Origin of the sequence: Streptomyces sp. NPDC047079 (assembly GCF_040643755.1) — a bacterium.
In the GTDB taxonomy this organism is placed as follows: domain Bacteria; phylum Actinomycetota; class Actinomycetes; order Streptomycetales; family Streptomycetaceae; genus Streptomyces.
This window is the reverse complement of record NZ_JBEYUZ010000010.1, coordinates 195,358-210,521: the sequence shown is the minus strand read 5'-3', so window position 1 is coordinate 210,521 and position 15,164 is coordinate 195,358. Positions and strand designations below refer to the sequence as shown.

The following is a 15,164-nucleotide window of genomic DNA, read 5'->3' as shown; positions in this document are numbered from 1 at the left end:
GCATCGTGCGTATCGCGTTCCTGGCCGCGCCCGAGGGCGTGGAGCAGGTCGAACTCACCGAGCCCTGGAAGGCGGTGTCCGACGCCGGTCACGAGCCGGTGCTGGTGTCCACGAAGGCGGGGCACATCCAGGCGTTCAACCATCTCGACAAGGGGGACACCTTCCCGGTGGACGCGCTCGTCAGCCAGGTGGAGGCCGAGTCCTTCGACGGGCTCGTGCTGCCCGGTGGCGTGGCCAACCCGGACTTCCTGCGGATGGACGAGCGGGCCGTGTCCTTCATCCGGTCGTTCTTCCAGCAGGGCCGTCCGGTGGCCGCGATCTGCCACGCGCCCTGGACCCTGGTCGAGGCGGACGTCGTACGGGGCCGGACCCTGACGTCGTGGCCGAGCCTGAAGACGGACATCCGCAACGCCGGCGGCACCTGGGTGGACGAGCAGGTACGGATCGACCAGGGCCAGAACAAGCTGATCACCAGCCGTAAGCCGGACGACCTGAAGGCGTTCAGCGAGGCGATCTTGACGGAGTTCGGCGGCTAGGAGACGGCTGGAAGACGGTGAGGCCCGCGACCGGGCCGTACCCGCGCCGCGCCCGCTGGTGGTGTCGTCCCGGACGTAGACCGGGAAGGCCCACCGGCGGGCGGCGTCGTGAGGTCACAGGGCCGTTTCGGCTCCCTGGCACGGACCGACGTCGGCGGCCCCGCGTTCCCGTGCCCCGTCACGGGTCCGGCTCGCCACGACCAGGCGGCGGGGGTGACGGCGCAGGTACTCGCCCTCCAGCTGCGCCATGCGGTCGTTGTGTGCGCGCAGCGCGTCGTTCGATCCGTGCAGCAGCGTGTCGTGACGGGTGCGGTGGATCGCCTGCAACTCCTTCATGAGCTGCTGGTCGGTCAGCCGGCCCGGGTCGACTCCGGTCATGGTGGTACCCCGCTCGTCGTGTTCCTCGATGCGGTCCGGGTACCCGCCCGGAGAGGCGATACCCCGAGCGGCATCCGGGAGGGAGCCATGGATCTCGCGTTCCTCCATCCACTGTACGAACATCCCGGGCCCTGGGCCTCCGTATACGTCGACACCTCCCGGCACACGGACTCAACCCCCCGTGAGCTCTCCCTCGCCGCTCGGTCCCTCTCCCGGGAGCTGGCCGGGCAAGGCGCGGACGAGCCCACCTGCCGGGCCGTGCGGGACATGGTCGAGGAGCTGGGCCACGCGCCTGAGCCGTATGGACGGGCCATGTTCGCCCGTGCGGGGGAGGTGGTCCTGGACCCTCCCCTTGTGGCCGCCCCGCCCGACACGTCGGCCCAGTGGTCGCCGCTGCCCCATACGGCACCGCTGCTGCAGCTGGCCGGCGAGGACCCGGTGTGCGTGGTGGCGTACATCGACCGCAAGGGCGCCGAATTCGAGCTGCGCGGGGCGCTGGGCAGCCGGGAGGCCGGGCAGGCGGCCGGTCAGCAGTGGCCCCTGCACCGTACGACCACCTGGGACTGGTCGGTGCGGCACTTCCAGCTCCGGGTGGAGAACACCTGGGAGCACAACGCGGCGGAGATCGCGGACGCGCTCGCCGTCTGCCAGGAGGAGACCCGCGCCGACCTGGTGGTCCTCGTCGGCGAGGAGCGTGAGCGGCACGCCGTGCGCGAGCGGCTGCCGCAGCGGCTCGGGGAGCGGGTGGCCGAGGCCTCGCACGGCGCGGGCAGCAGGCTGCTGGACGAGGACGTGGAGCGGATCCGGAACGAGCATGTGCGCCGACGGGCGGAACAGGAGCTGGAGCGTTTCCTGGCGGCGCGGGCACCGGACGAGCAGGGAAGGGCGCGCGCGGTCGAGGGTGTGCCCGCGGTCGTCGAGGCGGCACGCGAACACTTTATCGACGAACTCCTGATCGAGCCGGACGGTCCGGACACCCACCGTGAGGTGTGGGTCGGCGAGGACCCGGACCTGCTCGCGGTGCGCCGCAACGAGCTCATGTCACTGGGTGAGGAGCACGCCTGGCCGGCCCGCGCGGACGACGCCCTGGTGCGCTCGGTGGTCGAGACGGGGGCCGAGGCCATATCGGTGACGGCGCCGACGGCACGGGACGCGCCGACGGGCGGCGTGGGGGCGTTGCTGCGCTGGGCCTAGGGGGTTTCTGGGCCTAGCGGTTTCGTTTGGATCGGTTCGCATCAGGCCGCGGCGTCCGGTGCGGGGGGGCACCTCCCAGCGGTAGCCGGGGGAAGATCGCAAGGCGGAGGGCCTCCCGCGTACTGGATGTACTCGGGTGATGCGACAACGCGGCGAGGTGCCGTGCCGGGCGTCGCGAGCCGGTGAACCTGTCCGGTCGCAGCACTAGCGCGCCCGCTCCACCCGCCTTTCGTCCCATACCGGTTCCGGGGTCTCGCGGAGCCGGCCGTCGCTGCCGAAGACCAGATAGCGGTCGAACGAGCGGGCGAACCATCGGTCATGGGTCACCGCGAGCACCGTGCCCTCGAACCCCTCCAGGCCCTTCTGGAGCGCCTCGGCGGACTCCAGGTCCAGGTTGTCCGTCGGCTCGTCGAGCAGCAGGGCCGTCACCCCTTCCAGTTCCAGCAGCAGGATCTGGAAGCGGGCCTGCTGTCCGCCCGACAGCCGGTCGAAGGTCTGTTCGGCCTGCGCGGTCAGCTCGTAGCGGCGCAGCCGGGACATGGCCGCCCCCCGGTCCTGGGAGTGCTCCCGCCACAGGATGTCGAGGAGCGTGCGGCCCTCCAGCTCGGGATGCGCGTGCGTCTGGGCGAAGTGCCCGGGCACGACGCGCGCCCCCAGCCGCCACTGCCCCGTGTGCGCCACGTCGCCCCCGGCGAGCAGCCGCAGGAAGTGCGACTTCCCGGAGCCGTTGGAGCCGAGGACCGCGACGCGCTCCCCGTAGAAGACCTCCAGGTCGAAGGCCTTCATCAGGCCCGTCAGCTCGAGTCCCTGGCAGGTGACGGCCCTGACGCCGGTACGGCCGCCCTTGAGCCGCATGCGGATGTCCTGCTCGCGCGGCGGCTCGGGCGGCGGCCCGGCCTCCTCGAACTTCCGCAGCCGGGTCTGGGCGGCCTGGTAGCGGGACGCCAGCTCATGGCTGACGGTCGCGGCCTGCCGCAGGTTGAGGACGAGCTTCTTCAGCTGGGCGTGCTTCTCGTCCCAGCGTCTGCGCAACTCCTCGAAGCGGGCGAAGCGTTCGCGCCGGGCCTCGTCGTACGTGGCGAAACCGCCGCCGTGCAGCCAGGCGTCGGCGCCGGCGGGGCCAGGTTCGAGCGACACGATCCGCTGTGCGGCACGGGCCAGCAGCTCCCGGTCGTGGGAGACGAACAGGACGGTCTTGCGGGTCTGTGCGAGCCGCTCCTCCAGCCACCGCTTGCCGGGGACGTCGAGGTAGTTGTCGGGCTCGTCGAGCAGCAGGACCTCGTCGGTGCCGCGCAGCAGCGCCTCGAGGACGAGCCGCTTCTGCTCGCCGCCGGAGAGGGTGCGGACCTGGCGCCACTGGGCCCTGTCGTACGGGATGCCGAGCGCCGCGGTGGTGCACATGTCCCACATCGTCTCCGCCTCGTAGCCGCGTGCCTCGGCCCAGTCGGCGAGTGCCTGCGCGTACCGGAGCTGGGCGGACTCGTCGTCCACGGTCATGACGGCGTGCTCGGCGGCGTCCACGGCGCGGGCGGCGTCGCGGATGCGGGGCGGAGCCACCGAGACGAGAAGGTCCCGTACCGTCGTCTCGTCCCGTACGGACCCCACGAACTGACGCATCACCCCGAGCCCACCGCTGGTGGTGACGGTCCCGCCGTGCGGCTTCAGCTCACCCGAGAGCAGCCGCAAAAGGGTGGTCTTCCCCGCGCCGTTGGGCCCGACGAGCGCGACGACGGCCCCCTCGCCGACCCGGAAGGACACGTCGCCGAGCAGCGCCCTCCCGTCCGGGAGGTAGTACTCGAGATGCGCGGCCTCCAGATGTCCCATGCGGCGCATTGTGGGTGGCCGCGGGGGAAGCGGGCAAACGGTTATCGCACCGTAGGGGCCGCCCGGAGGGGCCCGCGGGGTTCGGCCCGCACCTGATCCGACCGACCCGGAGGGGTCCCGCACGGTTCGACCGTCCCGGGGTATCCGCGATCCATGACCCCAGATGTCGACCTCACCACCCGCCCGGCGGGTCCGCATCCGCTCCGTGACCGGTTCCTCGCCATGGACTGCCGTCTGTTCGAGGCCGTCGCCGCCCGGCACTGGCCCGGGGCCGACCCCGTGCTGCCTCGTCTGAGCCGCGCCGCCAACCACGGCGTCCTGTGGTTCGCCACGGCCGCGGCCCTCGCCGCCACCCGCAGTCCTCGCGCCCGCCGGGCCGCCGCTCGCGGTGCCGCCTCCCTCGCGCTCGCCTCCGCCACCATCAACACGGTCGGCAAGCGCTCGGTCCGTCGCCCCCGCCCCGTCCTGGACCCGGTCCCGGCCGTCCGCCGGCTGAGGCACCAGCCGATCACCACGTCGTTCCCGTCGGGCCACGCCGCCTCGGCCGCCGCCTTCGCCACGGGTGTCGCCCTGGAGTCGCGTGGCTGGGGTGCGGCGGTCGCACCGCTCGCCGCCGCGGTCGCGGTCTCCCGCGTGTACACCGGCGTCCACTTCCCGAGCGACGTCCTCGCGGGTGCGGCGCTGGGCGTGGGCGCCGCCTACGCCGTACGCGGCCTCGTTCCGACCCGCGATCTGGTGCCGCCGCCCGGTCGCCCGCGCGTGGACGCGCCCGCGTTGCCGGACGGGGCGGGCCTCGTGGTCGTCGTGAACAAGGGTTCGGGAACCCCGGAGCGCGTCCGTGCGCTCCAGGAGGCGCTTCCGGCCGCGGAGACCGTGGAGTGCGAGCCCGCGGACGTGCGCGCCGAGCTGGAGAAGGCCGCGACCCGCGCCCGCGTCATCGGGGTGTGCGGCGGCGACGGCACGGTGAACGCGGCCGCCGATGTCGCCCTGCGCCATGGGCTTCCGCTCGCCGTCCTCCCCGGCGGCACGCTCAACCACTTCGCGCTCGACCTCGGCATCGGGGAGGTCCGTGACGTGGTGCGCGCCCTCCGGCGGGGTGAAGCGGTCCGTGTCGACGTGGGCCGGTTCTCTTTCGGCGAGACCCGGGGCTGTTTCCTCAACACCTTCAGCCTGGGTGTCTACCCGGAACTGGTGCGTGAGCGGGAACGCTGGTCGCCGCGGATCGGCGGCTGGCCGGCCGGAGTAGTCGCCGCCCTTCGGGTCCTGCGGGCCGACCGTCGCCCCCTGCGGGTGGAACTGGGCGGCCGGACGCACCCGTTGTGGCTGCTGTTCGCCGGCAACGGCACATACCACCGTATGGGCGTCTCCCCCGGCCGCCGCTACGACCTGGCCGACGGAAAGCTCGATGTGCGGGTGGTGCACGGCGGCCGCCGTCCCGCCGCCCGTCTGCTGGCGGCGGCGCTCGCGGGCCCGCTGTCACGCTCCCCCGCACACGCGGCGGTCCGCGTGCGGCGCCTGCGCCTGGACGGCGTGGCCCCGGGCACCCTGCTCGCCTATGACGGGGAAGTGACGGAGGCGGAGGGCGAGGTGACGCTCGAGAAGCTCCCCGAGGCGCTCACCGTGTACCGCCCGCTTCCCCTTCACTGACAGGCCGGCCCGCGTCGCCCTGCGGCCCGGCCCGGCCCGGCCCGGCCCGGCCCCAGAGAGGATGTCCGTATCACGAGACAAGGGTCTCATTATTCGGCATGTACACCTACGGTGATGCGTACCGCCCCGCGGTGGAGCCCGCGGGGCGCGTGCGACCCGTACGAGCAGAAGACCCGTACGAGGAGAAGAGGAAGGGCAGGGCATGCCGAAGGAGACCGCCGTCTACACGCACGGCCACCACGAGTCCGTGCTGCGCTCGCACACCTGGCGGACCGCCGCCAACTCCGCGGGGTACCTGCTCGACTCGCTCAAGCCGCACATGCGGATCCTGGACATCGGCTGCGGCCCGGGCACCATCACCGCCGACCTCGCGGAGCTGGTCCCGGACGGCCATGTCACCGGCGTCGACCAGGCACCGGACGTCCTGGAGCAGGCCCGGGCCACCGCCGCCGGCCGCGGCCTGACCAATGTCGACTTCGCGGTCGCGGACGTGCATGCGCTGGACTACCCGGACGACACCTTCTGCGTGGTCCATGCGCACCAGGTGCTCCAGCACGTGGGCGATCCGGTGCGGGCGCTGCGCGAGATGCACCGGGTCACCCGTCCGGGCGGTTTCATCGCCGCCCGCGATGCCGACTACGCGGCGATGACCTGGTATCCGGCGTCCGAGGGCCTGGACGACTGGCTGGACCTGTACCGGCAGGTCGCCCGCGCCAACGGAGGCGAACCCGACGCCGGGCGGCGGCTGAAGTCATGGGCCCTGCGGGCCGGTCTGGGGGACGTCAGGGCGACCTCCGGCACCTGGACCTTCGCCACATCACAGGAGCGGGCCTGGTGGAGCGGGCTGTGGGCGGACCGCACCCTGGCTTCCGCCTACGCCGACCGGGTCACCGAGGGCGGGCATGCGACCGCCGAGCGGCTGGCGGCCGTGTCGCGGGCCTGGCGGGATTGGGGGCGGCACGAGGACGGGTGGTTCTCGGTGCTGCACGGAGAAATTCTGTGCCGAAAGGACGTCTAATTCCCGGAATTCGGGAAACCCGGCGAGCAGGAGGTCACACTATGGTTCCCGTCCTGTTGGTTCTTCTGCTGGCCCTGATTCTCTTCGGCGCCGGATTCGCGATCAAAGTGCTGTGGTGGATCGCCCTCGCTGTGCTCGTGATCTGGCTTCTGGGATTCCTGGTGCGCGGTACGTCCGCGGCCGGAGGGAGGAGCCGATGGTATCGCTGGTGACCGGTCGGAGAAGATCCGTCCGTCACCTGATCGCCGGGTGACATCCCGGCGGTCAGTCCCGGGGAAGCAACGTTCCCAGCGGCCCGAGGTCCAGGTTGAGGTCCTCGGGCCGCAGTCCGTAGCGCTCCCGGAGTTCGGTCATACGGTCCTCGAGCAGCATCAGGGTGAGCCCGATGCGCTCCTCCTGCTCCTCGCTCAGCTCACCGGTGTCGAACCGGCGCAGCGCCTGACGCTCCATGAGCTGGCGGAGCAGTTCGACAACGGTGAGCACGAGTTTGACCAAGTCCCGCTCCACGGTGTCGGGGGCGAGCTCCAGTCGGTTCTGTCGAGCGGTCACGGGTCCTCCGGCCAGGGTGCGGACACCTTCGCGCCGACCGAGCTGATCAGCGCGTTGAGGTCGATACGGACGAGATCTACGTCGGCTATGCGCAGGGTGAGATCGCCGGTGATCACGACCCCGCCGGCCAGCAGCCGGTCGAGGAGGTCGACCAGGGCGACCTGCCGGTGTTCGAGGGCGGTCACGACCGGGCCCGCCCTTCGACACCGCTGAAGGAGTACGCGGCCCAGGGCCCCGTCAGTTCCACGCGGACACCGGGAATACCGCTCTTTTCGCGGTCCACCCTTTCCACGAACGCCTCGGACGCGGAACGCGGCACCAGATAAGCGGCGTTGAGCACGTTACGTCCGGACACTCCGGAGAGCGCGGGATTCTGCGGGGCGTGGAGAAGGGAATCCTCGGCGCATTCGGAAAGGTTCTCGTGCAGCCTGCGGGCGAACCTGTCGGTGTTGTCCCGCATTTCCTCGTGGGCCTGGTGGCGCAGGCGCCGCTGACGCAGGTAGTCACGGCCCGAGGCCGCTTTTCGGGAACCGGCGGCCTCCTGTGGCCGTTCCGCCCGTTCCGCCTCCGCGTACACCTTGACACCCCACTCAACCCGGCCGTCGAGCCGGTCGAGTGCATGGTGGAAGTCCTCTTCGCGTTCCTCCAGCATCGCGCGCACGCCGCTGTCGTCCCGGAACACGGTGGCGAGCCGCAGCGGCAGGGGTGTGGTGACGGAGGTGAGCGCGTCGATGACGCTCTGGTGGGCGCGGGCGGTGGCGGTGAGCCACTCCAGGTCCTCCAGGTGGGCCCTGAGCGGGCCTTCGGCGAAGTCCTCCTCAGGGACCGTGCTGACGATGGCGATCAGGCCGCGGTGGGGCAGCTGCCGGGGCGGCACTCCCGCGACCCCCGCCGGGCCGTCCTCGAGTGCCGCACCGAAGGAACGGCAGACGGCGTACACATACCGCAGTCCGGTCATGACCCCTCCTCCTCGACGCGAGCGCCCTCCAGTTCGGCCAGCCGGGCGCGCAACTCCGTGTTCTCACGGGAGAGTTGGTTGTGCCGGGCGCGAGAGGACAACGCCGGGTCGTCCTCCCACCAGTCGATGCCCATCTCCCGCGCGCGGTCGACGGAGGCGACGACCAGGCGGAGCTTGATGGTGAGCAGCTCGATGTCCAGCAGGTTGATCCGGATGTCACCCGCGATCACGATGCCCTTGTCCAGGACGCGTTCGAGGATGTCCGCCAGGTTGGCGCCACCGTCGCGCGCGTAGGGATCCGGCAGTCGTCCGGGAGTGGTCATGAACGGCCGCCCTTCTCCGGTTCCTCATCCTCGAACTCGTAGCGCTCCGGGTCTTCGAGATCCCCGTCCTCCAACCCCGTACGGTCCGGGTCCGCCTCCTCGAACTGCGCGTCATCCGGTCCCGCGTCCTCGAACTCCTCGTCCAGGTCCGCCTGCTCCAGGTCCGCGTCGTCCGACTCCGGCTTCCGGAACTCCGCCACCTCCAGCGCGGCGGCCACCAGCTCCTCCACGTCCTCGGGTTCCGCCTCCTCCAGCGCCGCGGCCACCAGGCCCTCCAAGTCCTCGTCGTCCTCGTCGTCCTCGTCGTCCTCGTCCTCCCCTGCGCCCTCCACCACGGAGGGCGCCGGGACAGCGGACCGGGTGACGTGGCGGCCGACGACCAGGGCGAGCCGCGCGAAGCCGGGGCTGTTGCCCTCGGCGATGTCGTTGAGCCTGAGGCTGAGCCCGCCCAGCCTGCGGCCGAGGGCGGCGAGCAGGGGCCGGGCCCGCACCACCACGTACGCCCACGCCTCCGCCTTGAGCCGCTCGACGGCCGGATCGTGGACGGACGCCGGGGTGCGGGCCGCCAGGGGCTGCCTCGACCTGACGCTCCTGCGCCCAAGGGCGTAGGCGATCCCCAGGGCGAGGCCGAGTTCCAGTCGGTTCATCTCGCCGGACCGCCCGCTGTGCCGGGACCGCCCCGTTGCATGGCGATCTCCAGACGGTCCAGGAGCTCGTCCTCCAGCCGGTCGAACTCCTCGTCGACGATCTCGCCCGCCTCCAACCGCTCCTCCAGACGGGCGAGTTCGGCTCGAACGGCGGCCGGGTCGTAGTACTGGCGCTCGGCCTCGGCGAGCACCTGTCTCACCGCCCAGAAACTGCCGCGCACGGGCGCGAACGGCAGCAGCAGCACCTCGCCGATCAGCCCCATGCGCTCACTCCACCTTCGCGGCGGCCGCGGGCTCGGCCGGCCCCGGCTCCACGAAGCTGTACGGCGGCAGCGGGCCGTTGACGCGCACGTCGAGGTGCGGGTGCGCCTTGCGGACCTCCTCGACGGCGTTCAGGAACGCGGCGGAGGAGTCACGGTCCACCAGGAACGACACGTTGGCCAGCCACCCCGTGGACTCGGGGCCCACGCTCACGGCCTCGGCAACCGTCTCCAGGGCACGCTGCACCTGAGCGGCGTCCTCGCCCTCACGGCTCTGCACCGCTGCCGCGACCATCTCGCCCAGTCGCAGCCGGTCCTCGTAACTGCCTCCGTCCGCCTTGCGGTTGGCCTCCGCGAGGGCGCGGATCTCGGCGTTCTCGGCCATCACGCGGTGCAGCACGGCCTCCTGGTCGTGGCTGGCCTTGACGTTGTACTCGACCTTGCCGCCCAGCACGTCCAGCCGCTCCCGATAGTGGTCCACGCGCTCCGCGAGGACACCGGTGACGGCGTCGTCGTCCGCCGCGACACTGCCGAACCGCATGGGCAGGATGGATCCGCCCGCGGCCGCCTCGCTCAGCACGTTCTGGTGGGCGAGCAGGTCGCGGCGCTTGGGGCGCAGCCCCTCGGGCGCGTCGCTGACGATCGCCGCCAACTCGCCCCGGATCAGCACGCGCACCGGACGAGCCGGCTCGCCGACACCGCCCATCCCGGTGGGGAGCGAGGGGTGGGAGGCGGCGGCGATGCCGTAGACGTAGGTGCTCACTCCTGCTCCTCCTTCTTCTCCCGCGCCGAGGTGGACTTGCGGGTCCGCGAGCGCGGCTGGCCCTCTTCACGGGCCTGGCGGAAGGCGTCGGATATGGTCTCCGCCGCGCCGGAGAGCGCACCCTTGGACTTGCCGCGCGCGCCGGACTCGGTCATCTCGCCGACCAGGTCGGGCAGTCCGGGATTCTTGTGCGGGCCGGACTCCAGGTCGAGGCGGTTGCAGGCCTCGGCGAAGCGCAGATACGTGTCGACGCTGGCGACGACGACGCGTACGTCGATCTTCAGGATCTCGATGCCGACGAGGGAGACGCGGACGAACGCGTCGATGACGAGCCCTCGGTCGAGTACGAGTTCCAGAACGTCGTAGAGGCCGCTGCTGCCGCCTCCTCCGGTCTGTTGTGCCGGGACAACGGTCATGGCGACCAGTCCTCCTTACGGTGTTGGGGGTATGGATACGGGACGGCGGTCGCCTAGGAGCGGCCGCCCGTCCGTGCGTCGGCCCTTCCGCGTTCATAGCGGCGAACGCGCCGGTAGCCGGTGAGTTCGCCGTCCGTGGCGAGATCCACCTCGTAACTCGCGAGCAGGCTCATGGTGTCGGGGACCCTGGCGAGTTCCAGGACCTCGATGTGCACGGTCCAGCCGTCCTCGGTACGTTCGAAGGACGACACGGACTCGGCGGCCAAGCCCGTGAGCTCTGTGAACTGGGCGCGTGCTTGGCGCAGCACCTCCATGGTGCTCGGCCGGCCGTCCGCCCGGGCGTCGTCGTCGGAAGAGTCGTGCTTCTTCGGTGTACGTGATGTGTTCGTCATGGCCACCTCTCCCCCCGTGTGGCCGCAAAGGCGTTGGCCAAACCTGTGCGTGTGCGGTTCAGCCACGCAGTGCCTCGAGCCGCCGCCGGGCGGGGCCCAGGGAGCGTCCCCTGCCCGGCAGGTCCGCCCAGGGATCGGTGCGGGCCTGGTCCCCCGCGTCGGCGATGGTCCAGCGGCGGGCATGGACGTCCGGGTCGTCCAGCTGGTCCCAGGTCAGGGGTGTGGCGACGGGGGCGCCGGGCAACGCGCGGACGCTGTAGGGGGCGACCGCGGTCTGCGCGTAGGCGTTGCGCTGCACATCGAGGTAGAGGCGGTCGCCCCGGTCCTTCTTGCGGGCGGCGGTGGTGAGGCGGTCGGGGTGGGCGGCGGCGAGGGTGTCGGCGACGTCCTTGGCGAACTTCCGTACCTCGTCGAAGCCCTGGGTGCCGGCGAGCGGCACGACGACGTGCAGGCCGCGCGAGCCGGTGGTCATCAGGCCCGAGGGCAGCTCCAGTTCGCCGAGCAACTCCCCCACCAGCCGTGCGGCGTGCCGTACTTGGCCGAAGTCGTCGGTCGCCGGATCGAGGTCGAAGACGAGCCGGTCGGGCCGATCGGGCCGGTCGGCGCGGGAGAGCCAGCGGTGCAGGGTGAGGCAGGCCTGGTCGGCCAGGTACACGAGGGTCGCGGTGTCGTCGCAGACGGTGTGGCAGACGGTGCCGCCCTCCTTGGGCATCTCGACGCGGTGGACCCAGTGCGGATAGTGCTCCGGGGTGTTCTTCTGCATGAAGCGGGGGCCGCCGACGCCGTCGGGGTACCGCTCCAGCATGAGGGGCCGCCCGCGCAGATGGGGCAGCATCCAGGGGGCGACGGAGCGGTAGTGGTCGACGAGGTCGGCCTTCGTGTACTCCTTGCCGCCCCCGTCGCCCGGGAACAGCACCTTGTCCGGTCGGTGGACCTCCAGCGTGCGGCGGCCCGCACGCACGGTCCGCGTGCTGGTCATCGCGCTCCTTCGGTCACGGCACCACGGCGTGTTCCACCAGCAGCCGGGCCGCGGCGGCGATGGACTCCGCGTCGATGCCCGCGGCGTGCAGCTGTTCGGCGGGAGTCGCCGAGCCGGGCATCGTACGGACCGCCAGGCGAACCAGACGCGGTACGGGCCGGCCGTCGAGGAAGGCGTCGAGGACCGCGTCGCCGAGGCCGCCCTCCTCCCGGTGGTCCTCGACGGTCAGCAGGCATCCGGTGCGTTCGGCGGCCTCGCGCAGGGTGGCACGGTCGACGGGCTTGACCGAGTACAGGTCGATGACCCGCACGCGGATGCCCTGCTCGGCGAGGGCGTCGGCGGCCTTCAGCGCCTCGTGGACGGTGACTCCCGCGGCCACCAGGGTGAGCCGGTCCTCGGCGGAGGCGCGCAGCACCTTGCTGCCGCCGATCGGGAACTCCTCGGTGGGGCCGTAGACGACCGGGGTCTTCCCCCGGGTCGTGCGCAGATAGCGGATGCCCTCGCGGCCGGCCATGGCGGCTACGAGCTTGGCCGTCTGGTTGGCGTCACACGGGTACAGGACGGTCGAGTCGTACACGGCGCGGAACATCGCGAGGTCCTCGAGGCCCATCTGTGAGGGGCCGTCCTCGCCGATGGCGCAGCCGGCGTGCGATCCCACCAGGTTGATGCCGGAGCCGCTGATCGAGGCCATGCGGACGAAGTCGTGGGCGCGGGTGAGGAACGCGGCGAACGAGGAGGCGTAGGGGACCCAGCCGCGCGCGGCCATGCCGACGGCGGCGGCCACCATCAGCTGTTCGGCGATATAGCACTCGAAGTAGCGTTCGGGGTGTTCCTTGGCGAAGTACTCGGTGCGTGTGGAGTCGCCCACCTCGCCGTCGAGGGCGACGACGTCGCCGCGTGCGCTGCCGAGCGCGGCCAGCGCCTGACCGAAGGCGTCCCGGGTGGCGACCTCGTCGCCGAGGTCGTAGCGCGGCAGCTCCAGGTGGCCGCCCTGGACGGCGTGCAGCACACGGGCGGCGGGCGGCGGCTGGACCTCGACGCGCAGGTTCCGTATGCCGCCGAGTTCCTCGATCGCCTCCTCCGCGTTCGGCACCGGCTTGCCGTGCTGGCCCTCGCGGTCCTCCACGGCGGCGACGCCCTTGCCCTTCAGGGTGCGGGCGAGGATGACGGTGGGCTGTCCGGTGGTGGACTCTGCCTCGGCGTAGGCGCGGTCGATGGCGTCGACGTCGTGCCCGTCGACCTCGACGGTGTGCCAGTCGAAGGCCTTGAAGCGGCGTGCGTAGGCGTCGAGGTCGTGGCCGTGGCGGGTGGGTCCGCGCTGGCCCAGCCGGTTCACGTCGACGATCGCGATCAGGTTGTCGAGATGCTCGTAGCCGGCGTGCTCGGCGGCCTCCCACACGGACCCCTCGGCCAGTTCGCTGTCTCCGCACAGCACCCAGACGCGGTAGCCGGTGCGTTCGAGCCGCTGCTCGCTCAGGGCGATGCCGACGCCGACGGGCAGCCCCTGGCCGAGGGAACCGGTGGCCGTCTCGACCCAGGGCAGCCGGCGGGGCGTGGGGTGTCCTTCGAGCCGGCTCCCCAGCTTGCGGAAGGTGAGCAGCTCGGTGTCGTTGATCGCCCCGGCGGCCTTGTAGGCGGCGTACAGCAGCGGTGAGGCGTGCCCCTTGGAGAGGATGAACCGGTCGTTGCCGGGGTGGGCGGGGCGTTCGAAGTCGTAGCGGAGGTGTTTGGCCAGCAGGACGGCCATCAGATCGGCCGCGGACATGGACGAAGTGGGGTGCCCGGAGCCCGCCGCGGCGGCGGCGCGGACACTGTCGACGCGCAGTTGCTGGGCGAGCTCGGTGAGCTGACGGGTGTTCATGAATGATCCTCCGTACCGGATTTCTCCGTACCGGACTGTGCGGGGGCTCCGGGGACACGGGCCAGTTCGGGCGAGGCCGTGTCCAGCGGCACGTTCCAGGAGCGGACCAGCCCCAACTGGACGGCCTGGCGAGGAAGTACGGCCTCCAGGAGCCAGTCGGCGGCGACTCGGATGCGGTTGCCGGGCATCGCCGCGAGGTGGTAGCCGCGGGTGACGCCGCCTGCCAGCGGCCCGGACAGGGGGACGCCGAGGGGGTTGGCGGCGGCCTGCGCTCCGCCGAGGTCCACGACGAAGCCCAGGTCGCGGTGGCGGTAGGGACGGCGGCTGCCCAGGCCGAGCGAGGCCGCGACGTTGACGGCGGCGACCTTGCCTTGCCGCCAGGCGTGCTGCGCCGTCATCGGTGTGTACTGGCCGGGCCGCTCCAGATCGGGCACGGCCGCCGCGTCCCCGCAGGCGAACACGTCGGGGTGACCCGGCACCTGGAGGTAGGGGTCGACCAGCAGCCGACCGCGCTCCAGGGGCCGTCCGAGGCCCTCCACAAGCGGATCGGGCCGTACGCCGACACACCACACCAGGGTGCGGCTGTCGATGAACTCCCCGTCCGTCAGCAGGACTCCGTCGTGGGTCGCCTCCTTCACGGACACTCCCATGCGCACGTCGACGCCGCGGCGGCGCAGGACGCGGTCGGCGGTGCGGGAGAGCCGCTCGTCCATCTCCGGCAGCACCCGGGGCGCGATGTCCAGCAGCAGCCAGCGCGGGCGCATGCCCTGGCGCAGCGGGTGCTTGCGTACCAGTGCGTCGGTGAACAGCTGTCCCTGCGCGGCGACTTCGGTGCCGGTGTAGCCGGCGCCGACCACCACGAAGGTGCAGCGGGAGGTGCGGCTCTTGGGGTCGTCGGCCGAGGCGGCCAGCTCCACCTGGCGGGTCACGTGGTCGCGCAGATAGAGCGCTTCGGGCAGCCCCCGGAAGCCGTGGGCGTTCTCGGCGACGCCGGGAATGGGGAGCAGCTTGTTGACGCTGCCGACGGCGAGCACCAGCCGGTCGTAGCCGAGGGTGCCGCCCTGGCCTTCGGGGTCGGTGTAGTGCACGGTGCGCGCGTCGAGATCGATACCGTCGGCCTCGCCGAGCACCAGACGGACATGGCGCAGGGTGCCGGCGACGGAGACGGTGACGCGCCGTGGCTCCAGGATCCCCGCGGCGACCTGGGGCAGCAGGGGCAGATACAGAAAGTAGTCCGTCGGGTTCAGCAGGGTGATCTCGGCCCGGTTCCTGGTCAGGCGGGAGAGGGTGCGTGCCGCCCGGTAGCCTGCGAATCCGGCACCGACGATAAGGATGCGAGGTCGACTCACGTTTTCGCCTCCGGCGTGGTAGCGCGTACGTCGTCTGCCTGGCGGGCGCACGAATGCCACCCGTGGAGAC

Annotated in this window: 19 protein-coding genes; 5 read left to right on the top strand and 14 right to left on the bottom strand. The window is 71.9% G+C overall.

Annotated elements, in window-relative coordinates; all coding sequences use genetic code 11:
* Window positions 1-5: 5 nt before the first annotated feature.
* Window positions 6-536, top strand: a complete 531-nt coding sequence (locus ABZ823_RS16445) for a type 1 glutamine amidotransferase domain-containing protein (protein ID WP_361659864.1) — start codon at window positions 6-8, stop codon at window positions 534-536.
* Window positions 537-650: 114 nt separating this feature from the next.
* Here the strand turns inward: ABZ823_RS16445 and ABZ823_RS16440 are convergent, their stop codons facing one another.
* Entirely contained in the window at window positions 651-944 is a 294-nt protein-coding gene (locus ABZ823_RS16440; protein ID WP_361659861.1) for a DUF6158 family protein, read from the bottom strand.
* Window positions 945-1,001: 57 nt separating this feature from the next.
* On the opposite strand from ABZ823_RS16440, the gene ABZ823_RS16435 reads away from it, so the two are divergent.
* A complete protein-coding gene (locus tag ABZ823_RS16435; RefSeq protein ID WP_361659776.1) occupies window positions 1,002-2,108 on the top strand; it encodes a Vms1/Ankzf1 family peptidyl-tRNA hydrolase in 1,107 nt (368 codons plus the stop codon).
* Window positions 2,109-2,312: 204 nt separating this feature from the next.
* On the opposite strand, the gene ABZ823_RS16430 is transcribed toward ABZ823_RS16435, so the two are convergent.
* Window positions 2,313-3,932, bottom strand: coding sequence for an ATP-binding cassette domain-containing protein (locus ABZ823_RS16430; RefSeq protein ID WP_361659774.1), 1,620 nt, complete (start codon window positions 3,930-3,932; stop codon window positions 2,313-2,315).
* A 153-nt stretch (window positions 3,933-4,085) separates the two neighbouring features.
* Between ABZ823_RS16430 and ABZ823_RS16425 the strand changes: the two genes are divergently transcribed.
* The 3 genes from ABZ823_RS16425 to ABZ823_RS16415 all read left to right on the top strand — a co-directional run bounded on the left by ABZ823_RS16425 (window position 4,086) and on the right by ABZ823_RS16415 (window position 6,809).
* The gene (locus ABZ823_RS16425; protein WP_361659772.1) at window positions 4,086-5,579 is read left to right on the top strand and encodes a phosphatase PAP2 family protein; all 1,494 of its coding nucleotides are present in this window, start codon (window positions 4,086-4,088) and stop codon (window positions 5,577-5,579) included.
* Window positions 5,580-5,781: 202 nt separating this feature from the next.
* Entirely contained in the window at window positions 5,782-6,597 is an 816-nt protein-coding gene (locus ABZ823_RS16420) for a class I SAM-dependent methyltransferase (RefSeq protein WP_361659769.1), read from the top strand.
* Between the two features lie 41 nt (window positions 6,598-6,638).
* Complete coding sequence (locus ABZ823_RS16415) at window positions 6,639-6,809, top strand: hydrophobic protein (RefSeq protein ID WP_361659766.1); 171 nt, start codon at window positions 6,639-6,641, stop codon at window positions 6,807-6,809.
* Between the two features lie 52 nt (window positions 6,810-6,861).
* Here the strand turns inward: ABZ823_RS16415 and ABZ823_RS16410 are convergent, their stop codons facing one another.
* Genes ABZ823_RS16410 through ABZ823_RS16355 form a run of 12 tightly spaced genes read right to left on the bottom strand, consistent with a single transcriptional unit; the run spans window position 6,862 to window position 15,094 of the window.
* The gene (locus tag ABZ823_RS16410) at window positions 6,862-7,146 is read right to left on the bottom strand and encodes a gas vesicle protein K (RefSeq protein WP_361659763.1); all 285 of its coding nucleotides are present in this window, start codon (window positions 7,144-7,146) and stop codon (window positions 6,862-6,864) included.
* Entirely contained in the window at window positions 7,143-7,331 is a 189-nt protein-coding gene (locus ABZ823_RS16405) for a gas vesicle protein (RefSeq protein WP_361659760.1), read from the bottom strand. Before ABZ823_RS16405 ends, ABZ823_RS16410 begins: the two co-directional genes overlap by 4 nt.
* On the bottom strand, window positions 7,328-8,104 hold the full coding sequence (locus ABZ823_RS16400; RefSeq protein WP_361659757.1) for a GvpL/GvpF family gas vesicle protein: 777 nt from the start codon (window positions 8,102-8,104) through the stop codon (window positions 7,328-7,330). Before ABZ823_RS16400 ends, ABZ823_RS16405 begins: the two co-directional genes overlap by 4 nt.
* Complete coding sequence (locus tag ABZ823_RS16395) at window positions 8,101-8,427, bottom strand: gas vesicle protein (RefSeq protein WP_361659754.1); 327 nt, start codon at window positions 8,425-8,427, stop codon at window positions 8,101-8,103. The genes ABZ823_RS16400 and ABZ823_RS16395 overlap by 4 nt, the downstream gene beginning before the upstream one ends.
* Window positions 8,424-9,074 carry a phage tail assembly chaperone gene (locus ABZ823_RS16390; RefSeq protein WP_361659752.1) on the bottom strand — a complete coding sequence of 217 codons (651 nt, stop codon included), beginning with the start codon at window positions 9,072-9,074 and terminating at the stop codon, window positions 8,424-8,426. Before ABZ823_RS16390 ends, ABZ823_RS16395 begins: the two co-directional genes overlap by 4 nt.
* Window positions 9,071-9,337, bottom strand: coding sequence for a gas vesicle protein GvpG (locus ABZ823_RS16385; protein ID WP_361659749.1), 267 nt, complete (start codon window positions 9,335-9,337; stop codon window positions 9,071-9,073). Before ABZ823_RS16385 ends, ABZ823_RS16390 begins: the two co-directional genes overlap by 4 nt.
* Before the next feature lie 4 nt (window positions 9,338-9,341).
* Window positions 9,342-10,097, bottom strand: coding sequence for a GvpL/GvpF family gas vesicle protein (locus ABZ823_RS16380; protein WP_361659746.1), 756 nt, complete (start codon window positions 10,095-10,097; stop codon window positions 9,342-9,344).
* On the bottom strand, window positions 10,094-10,513 hold the full coding sequence (locus ABZ823_RS16375) for a gas vesicle structural protein GvpA (protein WP_361659743.1): 420 nt from the start codon (window positions 10,511-10,513) through the stop codon (window positions 10,094-10,096). The genes ABZ823_RS16380 and ABZ823_RS16375 overlap by 4 nt, the downstream gene beginning before the upstream one ends.
* Window positions 10,514-10,566: 53 nt before the next feature.
* Window positions 10,567-10,905, bottom strand: coding sequence for a gas vesicle protein (locus ABZ823_RS16370; RefSeq protein WP_361659740.1), 339 nt, complete (start codon window positions 10,903-10,905; stop codon window positions 10,567-10,569).
* 58 nt (window positions 10,906-10,963) lie between these two features.
* Window positions 10,964-11,884 carry a non-homologous end-joining DNA ligase gene (gene ligD, locus ABZ823_RS16365; protein ID WP_361659737.1) on the bottom strand — a complete coding sequence of 307 codons (921 nt, stop codon included), beginning with the start codon at window positions 11,882-11,884 and terminating at the stop codon, window positions 10,964-10,966.
* Between the two features lie 13 nt (window positions 11,885-11,897).
* A complete protein-coding gene (locus tag ABZ823_RS16360; RefSeq protein ID WP_361659734.1) occupies window positions 11,898-13,745 on the bottom strand; it encodes a transketolase in 1,848 nt (615 codons plus the stop codon).
* A complete protein-coding gene (locus ABZ823_RS16355; RefSeq protein WP_361659731.1) occupies window positions 13,742-15,094 on the bottom strand; it encodes an NAD(P)/FAD-dependent oxidoreductase in 1,353 nt (450 codons plus the stop codon). The genes ABZ823_RS16360 and ABZ823_RS16355 overlap by 4 nt, the downstream gene beginning before the upstream one ends.
* Between the last annotated feature and the right edge of the window lie 70 nt (window positions 15,095-15,164).

Coding starts and splice junctions, on each gene's coding strand:
- ABZ823_RS16360 (WP_361659734.1), bottom strand. CDS start 13,745: ATGAACACCCGTCAGCTCACCGAGCTCGCCCAGCAACTGCGCGTCGAC.
- ABZ823_RS16370 (WP_361659740.1), bottom strand. CDS start 10,905: ATGACGAACACATCACGTACACCGAAGAAGCACGACTCTTCCGACGAC.
- ABZ823_RS16375 (WP_361659743.1), bottom strand. CDS start 10,513: ATGACCGTTGTCCCGGCACAACAGACCGGAGGAGGCGGCAGCAGCGGC.
- ABZ823_RS16400 (WP_361659757.1), bottom strand. CDS start 8,104: ATGACCGGACTGCGGTATGTGTACGCCGTCTGCCGTTCCTTCGGTGCG.
- ligD (WP_361659737.1), bottom strand. CDS start 11,884: ATGACCAGCACGCGGACCGTGCGTGCGGGCCGCCGCACGCTGGAGGTC.
- ABZ823_RS16395 (WP_361659754.1), bottom strand. CDS start 8,427: ATGACCACTCCCGGACGACTGCCGGATCCCTACGCGCGCGACGGTGGC.
- ABZ823_RS16420 (WP_361659769.1), top strand. CDS start 5,782: ATGCCGAAGGAGACCGCCGTCTACACGCACGGCCACCACGAGTCCGTG.
- ABZ823_RS16430 (WP_361659774.1), bottom strand. CDS start 3,932: ATGGGACATCTGGAGGCCGCGCATCTCGAGTACTACCTCCCGGACGGG.
- ABZ823_RS16435 (WP_361659776.1), top strand. CDS start 1,002: ATGGATCTCGCGTTCCTCCATCCACTGTACGAACATCCCGGGCCCTGG.
- ABZ823_RS16385 (WP_361659749.1), bottom strand. CDS start 9,337: ATGGGGCTGATCGGCGAGGTGCTGCTGCTGCCGTTCGCGCCCGTGCGC.
- ABZ823_RS16415 (WP_361659766.1), top strand. CDS start 6,639: ATGGTTCCCGTCCTGTTGGTTCTTCTGCTGGCCCTGATTCTCTTCGGC.
- ABZ823_RS16425 (WP_361659772.1), top strand. CDS start 4,086: ATGACCCCAGATGTCGACCTCACCACCCGCCCGGCGGGTCCGCATCCG.
- ABZ823_RS16390 (WP_361659752.1), bottom strand. CDS start 9,074: ATGAACCGACTGGAACTCGGCCTCGCCCTGGGGATCGCCTACGCCCTT.